The sequence below is a fragment of the Faecalimicrobium sp. JNUCC 81 genome (assembly GCF_053667625.1).
Genome location: NZ_CM132203.1, coordinates 1,689,547 through 1,711,604 on the forward strand (window position 1 = coordinate 1,689,547; position 22,058 = coordinate 1,711,604).

Below are 22,058 nucleotides of genomic sequence, written 5' to 3' on the forward strand. Positions count from 1 at the left end.
ATCTGATCTATAGTTATTGCATTTTTTTTAAATTAATACCTTATTTATTAAGCTATTAACCCATTTTTTTATTATTTTAATAAATTAGATAAATATTATAAGAGATTTTATTAATAAATAGAATTATATATAAAAAACATTATCTAAAGCAAAAGTATTATTTCTATAGATTTTTTAGTAAAAGTTTTGGAAATCAAATATTATCTTGGATTAAACCATAAATAAATTAATATTATTATTAATTTTAGAAATAGTATTCTATTATATTTATCATTTTTACAGAATAGTTTAAATATATTTAAAAAATATAGTATTATATAATTAAGGAATAAATAATCTTGGGGGAGAAGAATATGAGATATAGAAAATTAGGTAAGACTAATGAAGAAGTGTCCATACTTGGATTTGGATGTATGAGATTTCCACAAATAGAGGGGAAAATAGATGAAAAAGAATCTACTAAAATGATAAGGCATGCTGTAGATAATGGGGTAAACTATATAGATACAGCGTATATATATCATGATGGAGAAAGTGAAGCATTTGTAGGTCGTGCTTTAAGCGAAGGATACAGAGACAAAGTTAAACTTGCAACTAAGCTTCCTACATGGCTTGTAAAGAGTAGAGAAGATATGGATAAATATTTAAATGAGCAGTTAGAAAGACTTCAAACTTCATATATTGATTTTTACCTAGTTCATAATTTAAATGTTGAAACTTACGAAACAATTAAAGAATATGGGCTATTTGAGTTTTTAGATAAGATAAAAAAAGAAAAGTTAGTAAAACATATAGGCTTTTCATTTCATGATACGATAGGTTTATATAAAGAAATAGTTGATGATTATGATTGGGATTTCACTCAAATACAATATAACTATATAGATGAAGATTACCAAGCTGGAACAGAAGGATTATTATATGCAGCTAGTAAAAACTTAGGTGTTGTAATAATGGAGCCTCTTCGTGGAGGAGCATTAGTAAACAACCTTTCAAAAGGAATAGAAGATATAATAGAAAATTCAAAGATTAAAAAAACACCAGCAGAGTGGGCATTTAAATTCTTATACAACAAAGAAGATATAGGAGTAGTTCTTAGTGGTATGTCAACAATGGAACAAGTAATTGATAATTTGAAAATAGCAGATACTCAAGGCATTGAAAACTCAATGTCACCAGAGGAAAAAGAAACTTTAGATAAATTAAGAGATGAATTTAAATCAAAAATAAAGGTAAATTGTACTGGATGTAAGTATTGTATTCCTTGCCCAGTAAATGTTAGCATACCGAACTGCTTTGAGCTTTTAAACAATGCATCTATGTTTGACAATGTTTCTGTATCTAAAGAAATATATAATAATATATTAGTAAAAGAAGGAAATGATGCATCTAGGTGCGTAGAGTGTGGAAAATGTGAAGTAAAATGTCCTCAGCATATAAAAATAAGAGAAGTACTTAAAGAAGTTGAAAATGTATTTAAGGCATAAATATAGTTAATATAGATAAAAGGAATACTTATTTTAAGTATTCCTTTTTTTATTTTTAGCCTTTAAATATAAACTATATAGGACCTTAGGATAGGAGTATTGCAAAAATTAAGGTCTAAATATTAAAGCTAAAATTAATATATCTATAATTTACATGTTAATTCCTTTATAACTTCATCAACAGAATACAATCTGTCAGCTCTATAAGCATTTTCTCCACAGAATAGTAGAGAATTATCAATATCACCTTTAACAGCATTTATAAGAGCTTGCGATATACAATAAGGTGTATTCTTTGGATTACAAGGAATTAAACAATCATAGCATTTTGTTATTTTTGGACGATTTACAGAAACTGTTTCTATAAATTTGTTTGTTATAGCTCGACCAGGCATACCAACTGGACTTGTTACGATATTTATATCATCTTTAGATGAGTTTATATATGTATTTTTAAAGTTTTCGTGAGCATCACATTCATAAGTAGTAACAAATCTAGTTCCTACTTGGACACCACTAGCACCAAGATTTATATATTTAGCTACATCATCTCCAGTATAAATTCCACCTGCAGCAACTACAGGTATTTCTTTGTTATATTTCTCACCATAAGTTTTAGCTACTTTAAGTATTTCTTCAAATTCTTTATCATAATCATCAACACTAATAGATTCTAGTTCAGATTTAGTGTATCCAAGGTGTCCACCTGCTTTAGGTCCTTCAACTACAATTAAATCAGCAGTAGTTTTTTCTTTTCTATCCCACATCTTTAAAATAACACTAGCAGCTTTAGAAGTAGAAACTATTGGAGCTATTTTAACTTTACTATTTTTTACAAATGAAGGAAGTTTAGTTGGAAGCCCCGCACCAGATATTATAAGATCTACTCCAGCTTCTATAGCTTGCTTTACATGTTCTTCATAATTATTCATAGCTACCATAAGATTCACACCTATAATTCCATCTAGGCAGCTTTCTTTTGCTTTAATTATATGTTTTTTTAAAGCTCTTAAATTTGCATTTAATGTATTTTTCTCGAAATCATCTTCGTCATAACCTACTTGAGCACCAGAGATCACACCGATTCCTCCAGCCTTAGCTACAGCAGCTGCTAGAGATGATCTAGATACACCAACACCCATTCCCCCTTGTATAACGGGAACTTTTGCTACTAAATCACCGATTATTAATGGTTTCATTATAATCACCTCCGTATAATGTTCAAGAACTAGATTATAATACTTAATATTATGACCTAGTGCTAATTTGATTATACTATAATTTTAAAAAAAATAATACATAAATTTTGAATAAATAGAAAATTTATTTTTAAATAAAAACTTAAATTAAAATAAAAAGATTACAATATCTTAACTAGCAATGAAATACAAAATAGGATTATAATGTATATAAATTGAAAATATAGTATAAAATTAAAAAGATATTATATTTAACATTAAAATAAGAAAAAATATATAATATTCAAATAAAATTCATAATTAGTTCACATAAGATGGATATAATATTATTAAAAGGAGGGATTAGAAAATGGCAATTGTACTAATAACAGCAGCATTAGTATTTGTTATGTATGGTCTTAGTTTACTATCATATATATCGGAAAGTCATATATTAGACGACGTAGCATCAGACAATTAATAAGCATAATATATAATTATTTTAATATAGATAAATACTAAAATAGATTATTTAAAAATCGTAATCTATAAAAAAGCAAACTTTAATAAAGTTTGCTTTTTTATGTTTTAAAGTTAATATTTAACAAACTTAACTATGTATTAACCTTAACATAATAATTATTTAACATATTATTCCTATAATTATAATTGAAAAAGGTATTATATTAATAATTACATAATTAGGGGGAAAATAATGAAAAGACCAAAGAAATTAGCAGTATTAGGATTATCAATATTACTTATAGGTTCATCATTGACAGGGTGTGGAGTAAAAACTGATGAAAGTAAAAATGTACAAAATGGCTCACCGCAAATAACACAGGCTACTTCAAAAAAGCCTAAGTATATATTTACATTTATAGGTGATGGAATGTCTTATACTCAAGTAAATGCAGCACAAGTATATAATGGAACAATAAAAAATAGTAATAAAGTTGAGGTTGAGAGATTGGAGTTTACTAAATTCCCAGTGGTAGGTAGTGCTACGACCCAAGATGCAACTTCATTTGCGCCGGACTCCGCATCAACAGCAACAGCGATTTCAAGTGGAATAAAAACCCATAGTGGCGTTATTGGATTAAAAGCAGATAAACAAACTAAGCCAGAGAGTATAACTGAAAAACTTAAAAAAGAAGGTTACAAAATAGGAGTAGTAAGTAGTGTATCACTAGATCATGCAACACCAGCGGCATTTTATGCTCATGCAGCATCAAGAAGTGATTACTATGATATAGCAACACAAATGGCTAATAGTGACTTTGATTATTTTGCAGGGGGATCATTAATAAGTCCAAAAGGAGAAGATGAAAAGCAAAAAGATATATTTGAAGTCATGAAGGAAAATGGTTATAAAGTAACTAACGATAAAAATAAAATAATGTCTCTAAATAGTGATTCAGGAAAAGTATATGCTATAAATCCAGAACTACAAGATTCATCAGCTATGTCATATAACTTAGATGCAAAAGAAGAAAGTTTAAAATTAGATGATTTTGTAAAAAAGGGAATAGATGTAATGGACAATGAAGATGGTTTTTTTATGATGGTTGAATCAGGTAAGATAGATTGGGCAGGGCATGCAAATGATGCTATGAGCAATATAAAAGATGTAGAAGTATTAAGTGATGCTGTTAATGTAGCTATAGAGTTTGCAAATAAACATCCAGAAGAAACTCTTATAATTGTAACAGGAGACCATGAAACAGGTGGGATGTCAATAGGTCAAGCTACTACGGGATATGATACTGCTTTTGATATACTAAAAAAACAAAAAATGTCTTATGTAGAATTTGATGAATTAATTAATAAATATAAAGAAAAAAAACATAAAGATAAAGCTAAATTAGAAGATCTATTACCTATAATAAAAGAAAACTTTGGGCTTATAATATCAACTGATAAAGATGCTAAGAAAGAAGAAAATGCAAATTTAGTTTTATCAGATTATGAGTACAAAAAATTAACTAAGGCATTTGAAGAAAGTATGAAAGATGAAGATTCAAGAGATAAAAGCACAGAAAGTGAAATTCTATATGGTGGATATGACCCACTATCAGTAACTTTAACTCATATAATAAATAATAAAGCAGGGATAGGATGGACATCATATTCGCATACAGGTGTACCAGTACCGGTATATGCAATGGGTGCAGGAGCAGATAAATTCTCAGGATCTTACGACAATACAGATATATTCAATAAATTAGTAGAGGTTTGTGGATTAAAATAATGATAAAACTATTTAAAAATAATAATATATTACATAATAAAAATATTATATTTTCTATAATATGTATAATTTCAATAGGTATATTACTACTTATACCAACCGGATTTGAAAAACAAATTTATACTAATGCTGAAGGTGTAAAGGCACAAGTATTAAGTACGGATGAATCAGCTATTTATGATACTGGATTAATAAAACAAGGAGATCAAATTTGTGAAGTAGAAATATTAAGCGGAGACTTCAAAGGGAAAAAAGTAAGAGCAGTAAATCTTCTAACGGGGTCACTTGAAACTGATAAAATATTTAATGCAGGGGATAAAGCATTTATATTACTCGAAAAATCAGAAGACGGAAATATAGTATTTGCAAATATGGTTGACCATTATAGATTAAATTTAGAAGTTATCCTAATTAGTTTGTTTGTTATTGTTCTTGTGATTTTTTCAGGAAGTACAGGAATAAGAACTGTAATATCTTTTGCATTCACATTAATTTGTATATTAAAGCTATTTGTGCCCATGCTACTTAAAGGTTATCATCCAATTTTATTAGCACTTGTTATAGGTATCTTAATATCAACAGTAACTTTAATTTTAGTGGGCGGATTTACTAAAAAGGCATATTGTGCAATACTTGGGTCTGTGTTTGCATCTTTGGTAACCTGTATTTTGGCAATAATCTTTGGTAATATATTTAAAATTCACGGTACAGTAATGCAATGGTCGGAGTCTTTATTATATTCAGGATTTCAAGATTTAAATTTAACATTAATATATCAATCAGGAATTTATTTATCATGTTCGGGAGCTATATTAGACCTGGCAATAGATATATCAGCATCAGTTGATGAATTAGTAGATAAAAACCCTAAATTAAGTAAAAAAGAAATATTATTATCGGGGATAACTATAGGTAAATCAATAGTTGGATCTCAAACAACAACACTATTATTGGCGTATATGGGTAGTTTTATTGGGGTTATGATGGTATATATGGCACAAGGAACGCCACTTTTAAGTATATTAAATACTAGATTTATATCATCAGAAATACTTCAGACTTTTGTTGGATGTATAGGACTTGTAATAGTTTCGCCATTGACAGCTACAATATGTAGTTATGTATATACTAAAAAAAGCGAAGAATTAGAATTAAAAAAATTATAAAATAGAAAAAAGTATAAAAAATAACCTATAAAATATAGTGATGTAAAAATACTGTATTTTATAGGTTATTTTTTATATATCATAATTGGATAATTCATATAGCTTTAATTTATATTAATAAAAATATAATTACTTACATGGATATTTTAGTTGACTTTTAATGTATAAATAGAATAAAATAAATCTAAAATGGAACAATGTTTCAAAAAAATAATGATTACATATGAATATAATTATTATTTTTATAATTTGCAAGTTGGGAAAACGATTGCTAAGGATGGGGTTATTAAAGGGAGGGAAATATGAATAAAAGCAGAGTAGAAAGAGGTATATACAAAAGCGTAGCAGCAATATTAATAGCAAATAATTTTGTAACAATAGCACCAATAAAGATTGATGCAGAAGAAAATTTTCAGAAAAATAAAAGCTTAATTCATAATATGAATATATCAAAAGATAGCTATATAGATATGAATGGAGACTTTGAAGATGTATTTAAGTCTACTAGCTTAGATAAAGATTTATGGGGAAATAATGTAAAACCTAGAAATTGGGAGATATCATCATACAGCTCATTTCCGGCTACAATGATGGGTGAAATAACAAATGACTCAAAAAATGGTAAAAATGCAGTTAAAATAAATTTAAATAAATCAATTGGATTTTTTAAGACAGTAACATCAACATCTCCTAAAATAGAAGCTGGTAAAAAATATGAAATAAGTCTTTGGTCGAAAAGTGAAAATTTAGTTAAAGATAACTGTAATCACGGAAATCATAGTCCTATATTAATTAAAGCAGAACAATTAGATATATCCAATAAAACTATTGAAACTACAAACTTAGCTAATATATCTGGAACAAATGGTTGGACTAATTATAGTACTACTATAGAAGCTAAGCCAGAAGCTCAAAGATTAAGGCTAGTTGTAGTATTTGATTCAGGGTTACATGGAGGAACTTCTGGAAACATAGTAATAGATAATTTTAAACTTAAAGAGATTACACCTAAACCAAATAGTATAAATTTAGATAGGGATAAGTTAAAAATTGCGCCAGGACATACAGGAAGACTAAATTATAATATAGATCCAATAGAAGCTAATAAAGAACCTATTATATGGGAAAGTAGTGATACAAGTGTTGTAGAGATAAAAGATGGAATATTCAAAGGTATAAAACCTGGAACTGCAGATATTACAGCTAAACTTAATAACTATGAAGATATAAAATCACAGTGTAGTGTCAAAGTGAGTGATTCTGTAGGAATAGAAAAAGTAGAATTTGAAAAGCAAAAAATAGATCTATATGAAGGGAAAAATTATATAGTAAAAGCTAAAACATATCCAGAGTATACAACGGAAGAATATTTTTTAGAGTCAAAAAATACAGATATAGCTAAAATAAAAGATGGAATAGTCAGTGCTATAAAACCTGGAATAACAAATATTATAGCTAAAAATATAAAAGGAGAAGAGATTGGTAGATTTGAATTAAATATAAAGGATTATAAAAATGATAAATATGACGAGTTATTATCTAAAATATACAAATCTTTAGTTCCAAATAATCTATTATCCGTAGATGATAAGGAAGATATGTTAGCTGTTAAAAAGATAGTAGATGTTGGTGAAAACTATTGGAAGAATATGAATAAAGATAAAGGCAAAGATTATCTTTGGAATGATTTAGATAGTACAACAAACTCTAATCATATAACAAAAAGCTTTGAAAGATTAAGAGAAATGGCAAAGGCATACTTGTTAGAGGGGTCTAGCTTAAAAAATAATCCTCAATTAATAAAAGACATTGAATATGGTTTAGAATGGTTAATGGAAAATAGATATAATAAAGGATATTACAATAACTGGTGGGATTGGCAAATAGGTATACCTCAAAGATTAACAGATACGCTAGTACTAATAAGGGATTATCTCACAACAGAAACTATTGAAAAATATACAGATATAATATCTTATTATGTTGCAAATGCAAGAGATCAATGGAGTCTTAAGCCTGAAACACATACACAAAGTGTAGGCGCAAATAGATTAGATATGTGTCAAGTTGTAATATATAAAAGCTTACTTGTAAAAAATGGAGATAAAATTCAAGAAGCAAGTAATGATTTATTACCGGAACTTAAATATGTAACTAATGGAGATGGTTTTTATGAAGATGGATCAATAATACAACATACAGCTATACCATATACAGGGACCTATGGATCTGTGTTGTTATCTGGGATAGGTAGGTTAAACTATATATTAGAAGGAACACAGTGGGCAATACCAAACGATAAAGTAAATATGGTATATGATGTAATAGAAAAATCTTTTGAACCTTTAATGTATAAAGGTTTAATTATGGATATGGTTAATGGGAGATCTATATCAAGATCTAAATGGCAAGATGTTAATAATGGTGAGTCAGTCATGAAAAGTATAGTAAAATATTTTATTCCAGCAGCAACTAATGAAGAAAGTAATAGACTTAAAGGGTCTATAAAATATTGGCTTGAGTCAAATGACTCTAAAAATATGGTTGAAACTACAAATGACTTAGAATTTAGAGCTATGATTAAAGAAATATTAAATGATAATATAATAAAACCAAGAGGAGAGTTAATAGGTCATTATAATTATGCCAATATGGATAGAGTAGTTCATAGAAGTTCTGGTTTTGTATATGGTATAAGTAAATATTCAGATAGAACATATATGTATGAAGCCATGAATAAAGAAAATTTAAAAGGATATCATACTGCAGATGGAATGACATATCTGTACAATGGCGATGTAGAACAATTTTCAAAAGGATTTTGGCCTACTGTAAACCCAAAAAGATTACCAGGAACTACTGTAGATACAGTAGCATTATATGATGAAGCTAGTGGATCAAAAGTAGTTAGTGATAAAGATTGGGTAGGTGGTAGTGTAATTGATGGTAAATATGGTGCTTCAGGAATGTATCTAGATAAAGTTAATCCAAAAGAAAAAGATGAAAATTATAAAATGGATTTAAAAGCTAAAAAATCTTGGTTTATGTTTGATGATGAAATAGTTGCTCTAGGTTCGGGTATAACAAGCAGTAAAAATAGAAATATTGAAACTATTATAGAAAATAGGAGATTATCAGAAAAAGGAGATGAAGTTTTTACAGTAGATGGAGAAACTTCAGTAAATAATATTGCTGATTCAAAATTAAAGGAAGATGCTAGATGGGCTCATATAAAAGGGAATAAAGAAAATACAGATATTGGATACTACTTTCCTAATAAAGCAAATATAAACATACTAAGAGAGCATAGAACTGGAAATTGGAATAATATAAATGGATCAGAAGCAGATAAAGTAGAAGAGAATAATTTCTTAACTATGTGGATTGATCATGGAATAAATCCACAAAATAAAGACTATTCATACGTATTGTTACCAAATAAATCTAAAGATGAAGTTAAAAAATATAATGAAAATCCAGATATTGAAGTATTAGAAAATAGTGAAGTAGTTCATGCAGTAAAAGAAAAGAAATTAAATATTACAGCAGTAAATCTATGGGAAGATAATCAAGGTATAGATTTTATACATTCAAATAAGAAAGCTTCTATTATGGTAAGAGAAAATAATGGAGAATTGACAGTTGTAGTATCAGATCCTACTATGAAGAATAAAGATACAATAAGAGTAGAAATAAATAAAAAAGTAAAAAATCTACTATCAAAAGATGAAAGAGTTAAGATAATAGATTCTTCAGATAAATTAATATTAGAAGTAAATGTAAAGAACTTAAATGGATCCACAGTTGAATCTAAATTTGATTTATTATAAAGGGTTATAAATTAGACATAATTAAAAAAGTGTGTAGTATTTACTACACACTTTTTATATAAATGATTATTTTCCTTGTCTTGACTTATTGTATCTTAATCTTTCGTTTTCGTTTAAGAATTTCTTTCTAAGTCTTATAGAGTCTGGAGTTATTTCAACTAATTCATCATCATCTATAAATTCTAAAGCTTCCTCTAGAGTGAATGTTCTAGCAGCTTGTAATTTAACAGCATCATCTGTACCAGAAGCACGAACGTTAGTTAATTTCTTGTTTTTACAAGGGTTAACTACCATATCATCTTTTCTAGAGTTCATACCGATTATCATACCTTCGTAAACTTCAACACCTGGATCAACGAACATTTGAGCTCTATCACTTAATGCATTAAGTGCGTAAGCCATAGTTGTTCCTGGTCCTTGAGATATTAAAACTCCGTTAGTTCTTCCTGGTATTTCACCTTTATGTTCTTCATATTTTTCGAATGATCTAACTAAAGTACCTTCTCCACGAGTATCATTTATGAATTCACTTCTGTATCCAAGTAGTCCTCTTGTAGGAGCGATAAATGTTATTTTAACATAATCTCCTTCGATTTCCATTGCTTCCATCATTGCTTTTCTTAAGTTTAATTTATTTATAACAGTTCCTGAGAAAACTTCTGGACAGTTAACTATAACTCTCTCCATAGGTTCCATTAATTTTCCTTCTTCTTTATGAAGTAAAACTTGAGGTTTAGATACTCCTATTTCGTATCCTTCACGTCTCATGTTTTCAAGAAGTATAGATAAGTGAAGCTCTCCACGTCCAGATACTCTGTATCCGTCAGTAGTATCCATTGGCTCAACTTTAAGACCAACGTTAACTTCTAATTCTTTATCTAATCTATCTTTTATATGTCTAGTAGTTACAAATTTACCACTCTTACCACAGAATGGAGAATCATTAACTAAGAAGTTCATAGATAGAGTAGGTTCTTCTATGTGTATCATTTCCATTGGTAATGGATTATCTGTGTTACATATAGTTTCACCGATAGATATATCAGTTATACCAGCTATAACAACTATATCACCAGAATAAGCTTCTGATTTTTCAACTTGGTTTAATCCTTCGTAAGCTGTAAGTTTAGATATTCTTCCTCTTGCTACAGAACCATCTTCTTTACATATAGAAACAGTTTCGCCTGACTTTACAGTTCCTTTGTAAACTCTACCTATACCTAATCTACCTACATAATCATCATATGCAAGAGCAGATATTTGAAGTTGTAAAGGTTCATCATCATAATTTGGGTAAGCTTCAACATGGTTTATAACTGTTTCGAATAATGGAGAAAGATCAGTACTTTCATCATCCATTTCTAATTTAGCTATACCTTGCTTAGCGACACCGTATATTATTGGGAACTCACATTGTTCATCATTTGCATTTAAGTCAACGAATAAGTCAAATACTTCATCAACAACTTCTTCAGCTCTTTGATCTTGCTTATCTATTTTGTTTATAAATAGTATTGGTCTTAAACCTGCTTCTAATGATTTTTGTAAAACGAATCTAGTTTGAGGCATTGGACCTTCACTAGCATCTACTAATAATATAACTGTATCAACAGTTTTTATAACACGTTCAACTTCAGATGAGAAGTCACTATGTCCTGGTGTATCTACTATATTTATTTTGTAATCCTTGTAGTTTATTGAACAGTTTTTAGAATATATTGTTATACCTCTTTCTGCTTCAAGGTCGTTACTATCCATTACACAGTCTTTTACTACTTCATTATCTCTAAATGTTCCAGATTGATGTAAGAAAGCATCAACTAAAGTTGATTTACCAGCATCAACATGGGCTATAACAGCTATATTTACAATTTTATGTTTTGATGACATCTTTATGTCTCCTTTCGGTTAAAATAACTTTATAAGTATATCATAGTCTATAACTGTATACAAGATACTAATGTATAGTTGAATTTTAATAAAATAAAATAGTATATATTTTTATCTATAGAAATAAAATATTATAGATAGTAAAAGACAAATAGGAAAATGTTTTATATAAGGGTTTTATTTGGATTTTAAAATAAAATCAATAGAATATATTAGAGATTATAAAATAAGTAATTTATGTTAAATAATTTTAAATTTTTTTAAAATTTGATAAATATTACATATGATATTAAAAAAATATAGTATAAATTTATATTATAAATTAGTTTTTAAAGGTAAATTCAACTATCAATAGAATATATAAATATAGATATAATTAAAGTTCTAAAGAAAGAGGAAGAATTTTATGGTTAAAGATTTTATTTTTAATGTTGTTATTTTGACAGTTATTATTTTTATAATAAAAGAAATTGTAAGCGTTATTTTTAAACTTAATATTGGTATAAATATAGTAATTCCAATTGCAATATCATTAGCTTGTATTTTAGGAACTAAAGAAAAAGAAATAAAAGAGTAGGGTTAAAATTGACTCTACTTTTTTATTTTATTGATTTAAAATATACTTAAAATAGATAGAATCTACACTACTAAATTGAATACATGTATGCTTAATTTAAGGAGGGATGAAATGATTGATACAAAAGAACGACAAGTATATAATTTATTGGAATCACTTAAAATAAAATACACTAGACATGAACATATTCCAGTATATACTGTTGGAGAAGCACAAGCATTAGATATAAAAATACCGGGTCAACAATGTAAAAATCTTTTTTTAAGAAATAAAAAGGGAAATAAGCACTATCTAGTAATTTTAGATGAAAATAAAAAAGCTGATTTAAAATATTTATCAAAACAAATAGAAAGTGATTCATTATCATTTGCATCAGAAGAAAGACTTTATAAATATTTAAGTCTTACCCCTGGGGCTGTAACACCATTTGGATTGATAAATGATATTAATAAAGAAGTAATAGTACTTGTAGATAATGATATCGTAGGGAAGTCAGTAATTAATTTTCATCCAAATGTAAACACAGCTACAATAAGTATTTCATATGATGGGTTTAATAAATTTATTAAATCTATGGGAAATAAATTATACTATGTAAATATTTAAAAACACCTTGAACTTTATCAAGGTGTTTTTAATTTTATTTAAATTGTTTTATCATTCTCATCTTTAATTTTTATAGCTATTTCAAATAATTTTGATAATACAAAACTTAAAAAACCTATAGCTATTGATATAAAAGTAACTATAATCATTGGAGCAATTGTTAATATATACAAATACATATCATAATAATATGTAATAAAGATCACGCATCCGTTAAATAATAATACTTCACTAAAAGCACATATAGAAATAGTTCTTAATGACTTAGGAGCATCTATAGAAAAAGGGTTATTATTAACAATAAGTTTACAAAGCTTCTTTAGATTAAATAAGGCTATCATATAAGGTAGTGCACATATGTATATACAAATGGTTATAGCCATTACTAAATTTTGATTCAGCATTGAAAAGGCACTTTTAAAGTATGCGATCATTGCTAATGGTGTAGCCAAAAGTACTAATAAAGTAAGAATAATTCCTATTGTTACAATTATATTTAATACTTTAGAACTAGCATTTTTTTTCATTTTAATTTACCTCAACTTTCTATTATTATATAATTTATTTTAGAATTAATTTTATTGAATGTCAATAAATAATTATTATAAAAAAACATATAAGACTTGCAAAACAATAAATTATTTGAAAATGTACTATATTTTAGAATTATTTATTGTTTTACAAGTGTAAATTTAAAAATGTTTAAATTATAAATTATGGGTATTTATATATTTAACAGAATAAAAAATTTTAGAAGTGAAAAGATAAATTTAAATAAAAATATTAGGAGGTACATATTAATGCAAGTTAAATTTCAAGGAGCACCACTAACATTAGAAGGAAATATAGTAAAAGTAGGAGATAAAGCACCAGATTTTATAGCAGTAGATAATGATTTAAAAGATTTTAAATTTAGTGATATAAAAGGTAAAATAGTTATTTTATCTGTTCCATCATTAGATACACCAGTTTGTGATATGGAAATAAGAAGATTTAATGAAGAAGCATCTAAGCTAGACGGAGTTAAAGTTTACGCTATATCAATGGACCTTCCGTTTGCTCAAAGTAGATGGTGTGCAGGTGCAAATATAAAAAATGTACAATCAATATCAGATTATAAGGATAGAGATTTTGGAAAAAACTATGGAGCTTATGTAAAAGAGTTAGGACTTTTAGCTAGAGCAGTATTTATAGTTGATGAAAATAATGATGTTATATATGCGGATTACTTAGAAGAAATGACTAGCGAACCAGATTATGACAAAGTATTAAGTATGTTAAAATAAATTAAATATTAATGGCTATAAGCTTATATGCTTGTAGCCATTTTTTATCTTAAACTATAACTATATAAAAAAATTTTAATATAAAATATGTTTTATCAAATTAGTTGTGGGTATATATTAAATACAATAAATTAACATAAGAAAATATGGAGGAAAAATCATGGCTAATTCAATAAAAGTATGTCCATACTGTTCAAATGTAGACGTAGATACATTAAAAGAAAAATTAGGAGAAGATAATGTTTCAACTGGATGCATAGGTGCTTGTAGAGCATATTCTAAAGAAGCAGTTGGTAAAATAAATGGAGTGCTTACAATAAAGCAAACTGAGAAAGATTTAATAGAAGCTTGTAAATAATATTAACTTAAATAAAAGCCTTATATAAATGGAATATATATTCTATTTATATAAGGCTTTTTTATATAAATATTCAATTTTAAAACTGCATAATATTTTATAGTTAGAAACAAAATGGTTATTGTAAGTTTAAATATGTACAGGAAATATAAAATAGTATAAAGCATAGTCAAATATGTCTTATACTAATTTATATTTATTTTTTCAGATTTAATAATGTATTTTCAAATAAATAAGAATTAATTTTATTTTTTATCTCACTAACAATTAAACAATCAGAACTATCAAGCAGAGGTTTAAGAACACCGTAAATTTCATTTGATGTAAGAGGGGACTTGATGATCCAAAGACTATTTAAATTATAATAATGAACATCTATAGAACATTTTTTTACATAATTGTCAATATTAAAAAAATGTACGTTAGATGTATTTAATTTACAAAGAATTAAATAAAATATAACAAAACACCCTTTCTTTTTACGTATTTCTCCACATTTTAAAGTATAACATAAAAAAATATGAAATTACATTTTTTTACAAAATATTACAAAAAAATATACATACTAATTAAACGTTGAATTTTAAATTCAAGTAGTAATGGTAATAGAGTCTAGAGTATGAGTTACATTTGAAATATATAAGATTGATTTAAATTGCATCAAATTTAAATGATTTTGCAATAAGAAAATATTAAGATATTAAAATATGGTATTAGAGATAGGATATATACATAGAACATTGTAAAAATAAATTTATTGTAAAGATTTTAATGGATAAAGATTTACTAAATAAGGAATTAAATAAAATTTAACACTTGAAAGAATAATTAGATGAAGAATTAAATTTAATTCCTGAAATAGCTAATATCATTGGCTAATTATTTATCTAATTTGGATAATATATCTTTTAACTCGGATAAAGAGTTATTTAAGGAATCTATACTTTCATTAAAGCCACTACTTGAATCAAGTTTAATTTCCACCTTACAGTTAGGGCATACAATTACACCACCAACATCAGAAAGCTTAAATGAGATGCTAGAATTACATTCAGGGCAAGCGGAATCTAAGGTATCATCTCTAAATAAAGAATTAAAGTCTAAAGACATAAAAGCACCACCTTTCAATAGTAATGGAATGATATTCCATAGAATTATTATATCAGAAAGAAATTATAAAAAGTGAGCATAAGCGACAATTTTAAGAAGATTTTTAAAGAAAAAATTAGATTTAAATGTAAGTGATAAGAAATGAATATGTAAATATAAAAATAAACACCATAAAAGATATATGAATCAGCTAATCCCACCACAAATTATCTGATTCATATATTTAGAGGAGCATGAACCTTATGAAATATATATAATTATAATGAGATTAACCTATCTCTTTAAATTTATATGAGAAATTAAAAGAATCTGTGATTGAGAAGAAAAAAGTTATAAAATAAAGAATTATCAGAAAAATAAGATGATAACTTATATAAAAAATATTACTGTAAAACTCTATAAAAGAGTATAACTATATTTAATGCGATAAAGAGAAAAATGCATGTTATAATAATTGATAATTAGCTAATAAAAAGGGATATAAAGTTCTATACCTTTTTATATAGAATAATAGAGTATAAACTTAATTTTAATAAATACAAAGTATTGGAAAAGTATTGAAAAAAATTAGACATAACAATATAATAAAAACAGAAAAAGTCTATAAAATGTAAAAGGGATGTGGAATATTGAACAGCACGCTATCATTAGAAAAAATAATAAACATAGAATCATTCCAAAAAATACAAGATGATATAGCAAAAGCTACGGGTATGGCTATAATAATGGTTAATTACGAAGGAAAACCTATAACAAGTCATAGTAATTGTACTAAATTTTGTTCTATGATTAGAAAAATAGAAAAATATTCATCCCTTTGTGAAAAATGTGATTCAAGAGGTGGATTAGAATCTGTAAGGATGAAAAATTCATATATATATGTATGCCATAAAGGCTTAGTAGACTTTGCCGCACCTATAATAGTGAGAGATCAATATTTAGGAGCAGTTATGGCAGGTCAGATTTTAGTTGAAAATTTTGAAAACGTTAAACTAGAAGAAATTGTACATGTAGATAAAGATTTTGAGAAACTAGATAATTGCTTAAAAAATGAACTAGAAAAAGAATATAAAAACTTACCTGTTGTAAGTATTGAAAAGATTAGATCAATAGCACAAATGATGTTTCACATTAGTAACTATATAGTAGAAGAAGCTCTTCTTAAAATGTTATTAAATGAAGATAACTATAAGCTAAGAGAAGAAAATAAGAAAAAAGTATTAGAAGAAAAAAATGTAGAGGATAGTGTTAATTTAAAAACTAACGAAAAAAATGAATTTGAGTTACCTATAATACAAGCTATTGAATATATTGATAATAATATAAATGAAAATATAACTTTAGATAAAATATCTTTTATTTGTAATTTAAGCCAATGCTATTTTAGTAAGTTATTTAAAAAGGAAACAGGGTTAACTTTTATCAATTATTTAAATTCTAGAAAAATATCTAAAGCAAAAGAATTGTTAGTAAATACAGATGAAACGGTCAATAATATAGCGATAAGCCTTGGATTTGAAGATTGTGGTTATTTTATAAGAGTATTTAAAAAAGCTGAAAAAATTACACCTAAAAAATATAGAGATTTGCATATTAAAAATAGTTCTATTTTAAAATAGAACTATTTTTTTTATAAGCAATTATCATGAAGACAAAATAATCCTATTTTTCTTATGAAAAAAGGTGAAAAAGTCATATATAAAAGCAAAATATTAAGATGGAATTAATGAAAAAACAAGTTAAAATTATAACAAGGAAAACGAATTTGTTAATCTAAGGGGGAAATAAAAAGTGAAATCAAAAAGATTTGAAGCTTTAGCTAAACGTCCAGTAAACCAAGATGGTATTATTGGAGAATGGGCAGATGAAGGATTAATTGCAATGAATAGTCCTAATGACCCTAAACCTTCTATAAAATTAGAACATGGTAAAGTTGTTGAATTAGATAGTAAAAAAAGAGAAGACTTTGATATGATAGATAGATTTATAGCAGATTACGCTATAAACTTAGAAAAAGCTGAAGAATATATGAATATGAATTCTTTAGAAATCGCAAAAAAATTAGTTGATATAAATGTAGGAAGAGAAGAAATAGTAAAAATAAGTACATCTATAACTCCTGCTAAAATAGTAGAAGTTGTATCGCACATGAATGTTGTTGAAATGATGATGGCAATGCAAAAAATGCGTGCTAGAAAAACTCCATCAAACCAATGTCACGTAACTAACCTTAAAGATAATCCAGTTCAAATAGCTGCTGATGCTGCTGAAGCTGGTATAAGAGGTTTTTCTGAACAAGAAACAACTGTTGCTATAACAAGATACGCACCATTTAATGCATTAGCAATACTTATAGGTTCTCAAGTTGGTCGTGGGGGAGTTTTAACTCAATGCTCTGTTGAAGAAGCAACTGAACTTGACTTAGGTATGAGAGGACTTACAAGTTATGCTGAAACAGTTTCTGTATATGGAACAGAATCAGTATTTACAGATGGTGATGATACTCCTTGGTCAAAAACATTCTTAGCATCAGCTTATGCTTCAAGAGGATTAAAAATGAGATATACATCAGGTACAGGTTCAGAAGCATTAATGGGATATGCTGAAGGAAAATCAATGCTTTACCTAGAGTCTAGATGTATATATATAACTAAAGGTGCAGGAGTTCAAGGACTTCAAAATGGTGCAGTTAGTTGTATAGGTATGACAGGTGCTGTTCCATCAGGAATAAGAGCAGTACTTGCTGAAAACTTAATAGCTTCTATGTTAGACATAGAAGTTGCTTCTGCAAATGACCAAACATTTTCTCATTCAGATATAAGAAGAACAGCTAGAACATTAATGCAAATGCTACCAGGAACAGACTTTATATTCTCAGGATACAGTGCAGTTCCAAACTACGATAACATGTTTGCTGGTTCAAACTTTGATGCTGAAGACTTTGATGATTACAATATACTTCAAAGAGACTTAATGGTAGATGGTGGTTTAAGACCAGTAAATGAAGAGGAAACAGTAGCAATAAGAAATAAAGCAGCAAGAGCTATACAAGCAGTATTTAAGGAATTAAGATTCCCAACAGTAACTGATGAAGAAGTAGAAGCTGCAACTTACGCTCATGGAAGTAAAGACATGCCAGAGAGAAATATAGTTGAAGACTTAAAAGCTGCTGAAGAAATGCTTAAAAACAGAATAACTGGATTAGATATAGTCAAAGCATTAAGCAAACACGGATTTGATGATGTTGCACAAAATATATTAAACATGTTAAAGCAAAGAGTTACAGGAGATTACTTACAAACATCAGCTATATTAGATGAAAAATTTGATGTTATAAGTGCTGTAAACGATGTAAATGATTACCAAGGTCCTGGAACAGGATATAGAATAAGCGAAGAAAGATGGAATGAAATAAAAAATATACCAAACGTAATAAAACCAGAAGATATAGATTAAGGGGCTGATATATATGAATAAGTTTGTAATGCCAATTCTTAAAATTGAAGAAATGGGAGAGGCGTGCGTTGGAAAAAGATCAGACGAAGTTGTTATAGGAATAGGACCTTCATTTTTAAAAGAACAAACTAAAACTATAGTTGGAATAAAACATGAGGAAGTTTTAAGAGAACTTATAGCAGGAATTGAAGAAGAAGGATTACATGCTCGTGTAGTTAGGGTTTTAAGAACTTCAGACGTTTCATTTATGGGAAATGACGCAGCAAAATATAGTGGATCAGGAATCGGAATAGGAATTCAATCGAAAGGAACAACAATAATTCACCAAAAGGATTTATTACCTTTAAATAATATAGAATTATTCCCACAAGCTCCATTACTAGACTTAGAAACATTTAGATTAATAGGGAAAAATGCAGCAAAATATGCAAAGGGAGAATCTCCAAATCCAGTACCTACAAGAAATGACCAAATGGCAAGACCTAAGTTTATGGCAATAGCTGCACTACTTCATATAAAAGAAACTAAGCACATTGTAGAAAATAACAAACCAGTTCAAATAGAAGTTAAATTTTAATTAGGAAAGGAGACACACCAATGCAATCAACTAAAATGACTGCTAAAGAATATCCTTTAGCAACTAAAATACCTGGTAGTATAAATACTCCAACAGGCAAAAAATTAAATGATATAACATTAGAAACTGTTATGTCAGGAGAAATAAAACCTGAAGATATAAGAATATCTAAAGAAACTTTAGAGATGCAAGCTCAAATAGCTGAAGGGATGGGCAGAGATGCAATAGCTAGAAACTTCAGAAGAGCAGGTGAACTTATAAGTGTTCCTGATGAAAGAATACTAGAAATATATAACGCATTAAGACCTTTTAGATCTACTAAAGAAGAGTTATTAGAAATAGCAGATGAACTTGAAAAAAAATACAATGCTAAAGTAAATGCAGAATTTATAAGAGAAGCTGCTCAAGTTTATGAAACTAGAAAAAAATTAAGAGTAGAATAAAAAGGATGTAAAATAATGAAAATAATAGCAGGTGTAGACATTGGAAATGCTACCACAGAAGTAGCTATAGCAAAAGTAAATGATAACAAAAAAGAGTTTATTTCAAGTGGTATAGTTCCAACTAGCGGAATAAAAGGAACTAAAGAAAATATAACTGGAGTTATTTCATCTTTAAAAATGGCACTTAAAAATGCAAATTTACAAATTAAAGATTTAGATTTAGTAAGAATAAACGAAGCTGCTCCGGTTATAGGTGATGTTGCGATGGAAACTATAACGGAAACAATAATAACTGAATCGACTATGATAGGTCATAATCCATCCACACCTGGTGGAGAAGGACTTGGAACGGGAAAAACTATAAACATAAAAGATTTAGAATTATTAGAAGGTGAAACTTTAAAAGAAAGTTATATTCCGTTAGTACTAAGTGATATGAATTTTTTAGAAGCAGCATTTAGAATAAATCATGCAATTGAAAATGGCATAAACATAACTGGTGCAATAGTACAAAGAGATGATGCTGTTTTAATTAATAATAGATTAAATAAAAGTATACCGATAGTAGATGAAGTAACACTACTAGAAAAAGTACCTTTAAACATGTTGTGTGCAGTAGAAGTTGCACGAACTGGAAAAGTTATAGATAAACTTTCAAATCCATATGGTATAGCAACTGTATTTGATTTAACGTCAGAAGAGACTAAAATGATAGTTCCTATATCTAGAGCACTAATAGGTAATAGATCAGCAGTAGTTATAAAAACTCCAAAAGGTGATGTAAAAGAAAAGAAGATACCAGCTGGAAAAGTAATTATTGAAGGTCAAAGAAGAAAAGAAATTGTTGATGTTGACCAAGGTGCAGAAGAAATAATGAACGCAGTAACTTTAAGCTTACCGATTGAAGATATAAAAGGAGAGTCCGGAACTAACGTAGGAGGTATGATTGAGAGAGTAAGGCAAGTAATGAGTAACCTTACAGATCAAAATATATCTGATATAAAAATTCAAGACTTACTAGCAGTAGACACATTTACACCACAAAATGTAAAGGGAGGTCTGGCTAAAGAATTTTCTATGGAGAATGCTGTAGGTATAGCAGTTATGGTTAAAGCTGATAAACTACAAATGCAAATGATAGCAAAAGAGCTAGAAAGTATTTTAGACATAAAAGTAGAAGTTGGAGGAGTTGAGGCTGACGTTGCAATAAAAGGTGCTTTAACAACTCCAGGAACTAGTGAACCTCTTGCAATATTAGATATGGGAGCTGGTTCAACAGATGCCTCAATAATTAATAAGCAAGGTGAAATAAAATCTATACACTTAGCAGGTGCTGGAAATATGGTAACTATGCTTATAAAATCAGAACTTGGTCTTGAGGATTTCTCAACAGCCGAAGATATAAAAAAATGCTCTCTAGCGAAAGTAGAATCTTTATTTAATATAAGGCATGAAGATGGTAGTGTAGAATTCTTTGAAAAACCACTAGACCCATCAGTATTTGCCAAGGTTGTAATTATAAAAGACAATGAGTTAATACCAATAGAAGGTCAAAACTCAGTAGAAAAAATAAAAAACATAAGAAGACAAGCAAAAGAAAAAGTATTTGTAACAAATTGTCTAAGAGCTCTTAGTATAGTTTCTCCTACTGGAAATATTAGAGATATAGAGTTTGTTGTATTAGTTGGGGGTTCGTCTCTTGACTTTGAAGTTCCACAGCTTATAACAGATTCACTAGCTCACTATGGAGTTGTTGCAGGTAGAGGAAATATAAGAGGAACAGAAGGTCCGAGAAATGCAGTAGCAACAGGTCTTATACTATCTTCTAACTAAGGAGTTTATT

The 22,058-nt window shown here is 27.8% G+C and carries 17 protein-coding genes; 14 read left to right on the plus strand and 3 right to left on the minus strand.

The genetic code is table 11. The features are described from left to right. Positions 1-353: 353 nt before the first annotated feature. Positions 354-1,487, plus strand: a complete 1,134-nt coding sequence (locus JNUCC81_RS08350) for an aldo/keto reductase (RefSeq protein WP_454096165.1) — start codon at positions 354-356, stop codon at positions 1,485-1,487. 143 nt (positions 1,488-1,630) lie between these two features. On the opposite strand, the gene JNUCC81_RS08355 is transcribed toward JNUCC81_RS08350, so the two are convergent. Then, positions 1,631-2,629: an NAD(P)H-dependent flavin oxidoreductase gene (locus JNUCC81_RS08355; RefSeq protein ID WP_454096384.1), complete on the minus strand. Its 999-nt coding sequence runs from the start codon at positions 2,627-2,629 to the stop codon at positions 1,631-1,633. Between the two features lie 751 nt (positions 2,630-3,380). Here JNUCC81_RS08355 and JNUCC81_RS08360 point away from each other — a divergent pair. The 3 genes from JNUCC81_RS08360 (at position 3,381) to JNUCC81_RS08370 (ending at position 9,912) form a co-directional block, all read left to right on the plus strand. Then, positions 3,381-4,916, plus strand: a complete 1,536-nt coding sequence (locus tag JNUCC81_RS08360) for an alkaline phosphatase (RefSeq protein ID WP_454096166.1) — start codon at positions 3,381-3,383, stop codon at positions 4,914-4,916. Continuing rightward, positions 4,916-6,082, plus strand: a complete 1,167-nt coding sequence (locus JNUCC81_RS08365; RefSeq protein ID WP_454096167.1) for a YibE/F family protein — start codon at positions 4,916-4,918, stop codon at positions 6,080-6,082. Before JNUCC81_RS08360 ends, JNUCC81_RS08365 begins: the two co-directional genes overlap by 1 nt. Before the next feature lie 302 nt (positions 6,083-6,384). Further along, positions 6,385-9,912, plus strand: coding sequence for a polysaccharide lyase family 8 super-sandwich domain-containing protein (locus tag JNUCC81_RS08370; protein WP_454096168.1), 3,528 nt, complete (start codon positions 6,385-6,387; stop codon positions 9,910-9,912). A 66-nt stretch (positions 9,913-9,978) separates the two neighbouring features. Here JNUCC81_RS08370 and typA read toward each other — a convergent pair whose 3' ends face one another. Further along, entirely contained in the window at positions 9,979-11,802 is a 1,824-nt protein-coding gene (gene typA / locus JNUCC81_RS08375) for a translational GTPase TypA (RefSeq protein ID WP_454096169.1), read from the minus strand. Positions 11,803-12,208: 406 nt separating this feature from the next. Here typA and JNUCC81_RS08380 point away from each other — a divergent pair, with 406 nt between their 5' ends. Then, positions 12,209-12,379, plus strand: coding sequence for a hypothetical protein (locus JNUCC81_RS08380; protein WP_454096170.1), 171 nt, complete (start codon positions 12,209-12,211; stop codon positions 12,377-12,379). A gap of 111 nt (positions 12,380-12,490) precedes the next feature. Beyond that, positions 12,491-12,985, plus strand: a complete 495-nt coding sequence (locus JNUCC81_RS08385; protein WP_454096171.1) for a prolyl-tRNA synthetase associated domain-containing protein — start codon at positions 12,491-12,493, stop codon at positions 12,983-12,985. Positions 12,986-13,023: 38 nt separating this feature from the next. Here JNUCC81_RS08385 and JNUCC81_RS08390 read toward each other — a convergent pair whose 3' ends face one another. Next, positions 13,024-13,512 (minus strand): DUF2975 domain-containing protein, encoded by a 489-nt coding sequence (locus JNUCC81_RS08390; protein ID WP_454096172.1) that lies wholly within the window; start codon positions 13,510-13,512, stop codon positions 13,024-13,026. Between the two features lie 273 nt (positions 13,513-13,785). On the opposite strand from JNUCC81_RS08390, the gene tpx reads away from it, so the two are divergent. The 8 genes from tpx (at position 13,786) to JNUCC81_RS08430 (ending at position 22,048) form a co-directional block, all read left to right on the plus strand. Next, positions 13,786-14,271 (plus strand): thiol peroxidase, encoded by a 486-nt coding sequence (gene tpx, locus JNUCC81_RS08395; RefSeq protein WP_454096173.1) that lies wholly within the window; start codon positions 13,786-13,788, stop codon positions 14,269-14,271. 160 nt (positions 14,272-14,431) lie between these two features. Next, positions 14,432-14,629 carry a DUF1450 domain-containing protein gene (locus JNUCC81_RS08400; protein ID WP_208332644.1) on the plus strand — a complete coding sequence of 66 codons (198 nt, stop codon included), beginning with the start codon at positions 14,432-14,434 and terminating at the stop codon, positions 14,627-14,629. 871 nt (positions 14,630-15,500) lie between these two features. After that, positions 15,501-15,815 carry a hypothetical protein gene (locus JNUCC81_RS08405; protein ID WP_454096174.1) on the plus strand — a complete coding sequence of 105 codons (315 nt, stop codon included), beginning with the start codon at positions 15,501-15,503 and terminating at the stop codon, positions 15,813-15,815. A gap of 553 nt (positions 15,816-16,368) precedes the next feature. Then, on the plus strand, positions 16,369-17,358 hold the full coding sequence (locus tag JNUCC81_RS08410; RefSeq protein WP_454096175.1) for a PocR ligand-binding domain-containing protein: 990 nt from the start codon (positions 16,369-16,371) through the stop codon (positions 17,356-17,358). Positions 17,359-17,530: 172 nt separating this feature from the next. After that, positions 17,531-19,195, plus strand: a complete 1,665-nt coding sequence (locus tag JNUCC81_RS08415) for a propanediol/glycerol family dehydratase large subunit (RefSeq protein WP_208332638.1) — start codon at positions 17,531-17,533, stop codon at positions 19,193-19,195. A 13-nt stretch (positions 19,196-19,208) separates the two neighbouring features. Further along, entirely contained in the window at positions 19,209-19,772 is a 564-nt protein-coding gene (locus tag JNUCC81_RS08420; RefSeq protein ID WP_454096176.1) for a propanediol/glycerol family dehydratase medium subunit, read from the plus strand. Positions 19,773-19,792: 20 nt separating this feature from the next. After that, entirely contained in the window at positions 19,793-20,215 is a 423-nt protein-coding gene (locus JNUCC81_RS08425) for a diol dehydratase small subunit (protein WP_208332634.1), read from the plus strand. Between the two features lie 15 nt (positions 20,216-20,230). After that, entirely contained in the window at positions 20,231-22,048 is a 1,818-nt protein-coding gene (locus JNUCC81_RS08430) for a diol dehydratase reactivase subunit alpha (protein WP_454096177.1), read from the plus strand. Positions 22,049-22,058: the final 10 nt, after the last annotated feature.

Excerpts from the sequence above, each read along its gene's own strand:
- JNUCC81_RS08350 (WP_454096165.1), top strand. The coding sequence starts at position 354 with ATGAGATATAGAAAATTAGGTAAGACTAATGAAGAAGTGTCCATACTT.
- JNUCC81_RS08355 (WP_454096384.1), bottom strand. The coding sequence starts at position 2,629 with ATGGGTGTTGGTGTATCTAGATCATCTCTAGCAGCTGCTGTAGCTAAG.
- JNUCC81_RS08360 (WP_454096166.1), top strand. The coding sequence starts at position 3,381 with ATGAAAAGACCAAAGAAATTAGCAGTATTAGGATTATCAATATTACTT.
- JNUCC81_RS08365 (WP_454096167.1), top strand. The coding sequence starts at position 4,916 with ATGATAAAACTATTTAAAAATAATAATATATTACATAATAAAAATATT.
- JNUCC81_RS08370 (WP_454096168.1), top strand. The coding sequence starts at position 6,385 with ATGAATAAAAGCAGAGTAGAAAGAGGTATATACAAAAGCGTAGCAGCA.
- typA (WP_454096169.1), bottom strand. The coding sequence starts at position 11,802 with ATGTCATCAAAACATAAAATTGTAAATATAGCTGTTATAGCCCATGTT.
- JNUCC81_RS08380 (WP_454096170.1), top strand. The coding sequence starts at position 12,209 with ATGGTTAAAGATTTTATTTTTAATGTTGTTATTTTGACAGTTATTATT.
- JNUCC81_RS08385 (WP_454096171.1), top strand. The coding sequence starts at position 12,491 with ATGATTGATACAAAAGAACGACAAGTATATAATTTATTGGAATCACTT.
- JNUCC81_RS08390 (WP_454096172.1), bottom strand. The coding sequence starts at position 13,512 with ATGAAAAAAAATGCTAGTTCTAAAGTATTAAATATAATTGTAACAATA.
- tpx (WP_454096173.1), top strand. The coding sequence starts at position 13,786 with ATGCAAGTTAAATTTCAAGGAGCACCACTAACATTAGAAGGAAATATA.
- JNUCC81_RS08400 (WP_208332644.1), top strand. The coding sequence starts at position 14,432 with ATGGCTAATTCAATAAAAGTATGTCCATACTGTTCAAATGTAGACGTA.
- JNUCC81_RS08420 (WP_454096176.1), top strand. The coding sequence starts at position 19,209 with ATGAATAAGTTTGTAATGCCAATTCTTAAAATTGAAGAAATGGGAGAG.
- JNUCC81_RS08425 (WP_208332634.1), top strand. The coding sequence starts at position 19,793 with ATGCAATCAACTAAAATGACTGCTAAAGAATATCCTTTAGCAACTAAA.
- JNUCC81_RS08430 (WP_454096177.1), top strand. The coding sequence starts at position 20,231 with ATGAAAATAATAGCAGGTGTAGACATTGGAAATGCTACCACAGAAGTA.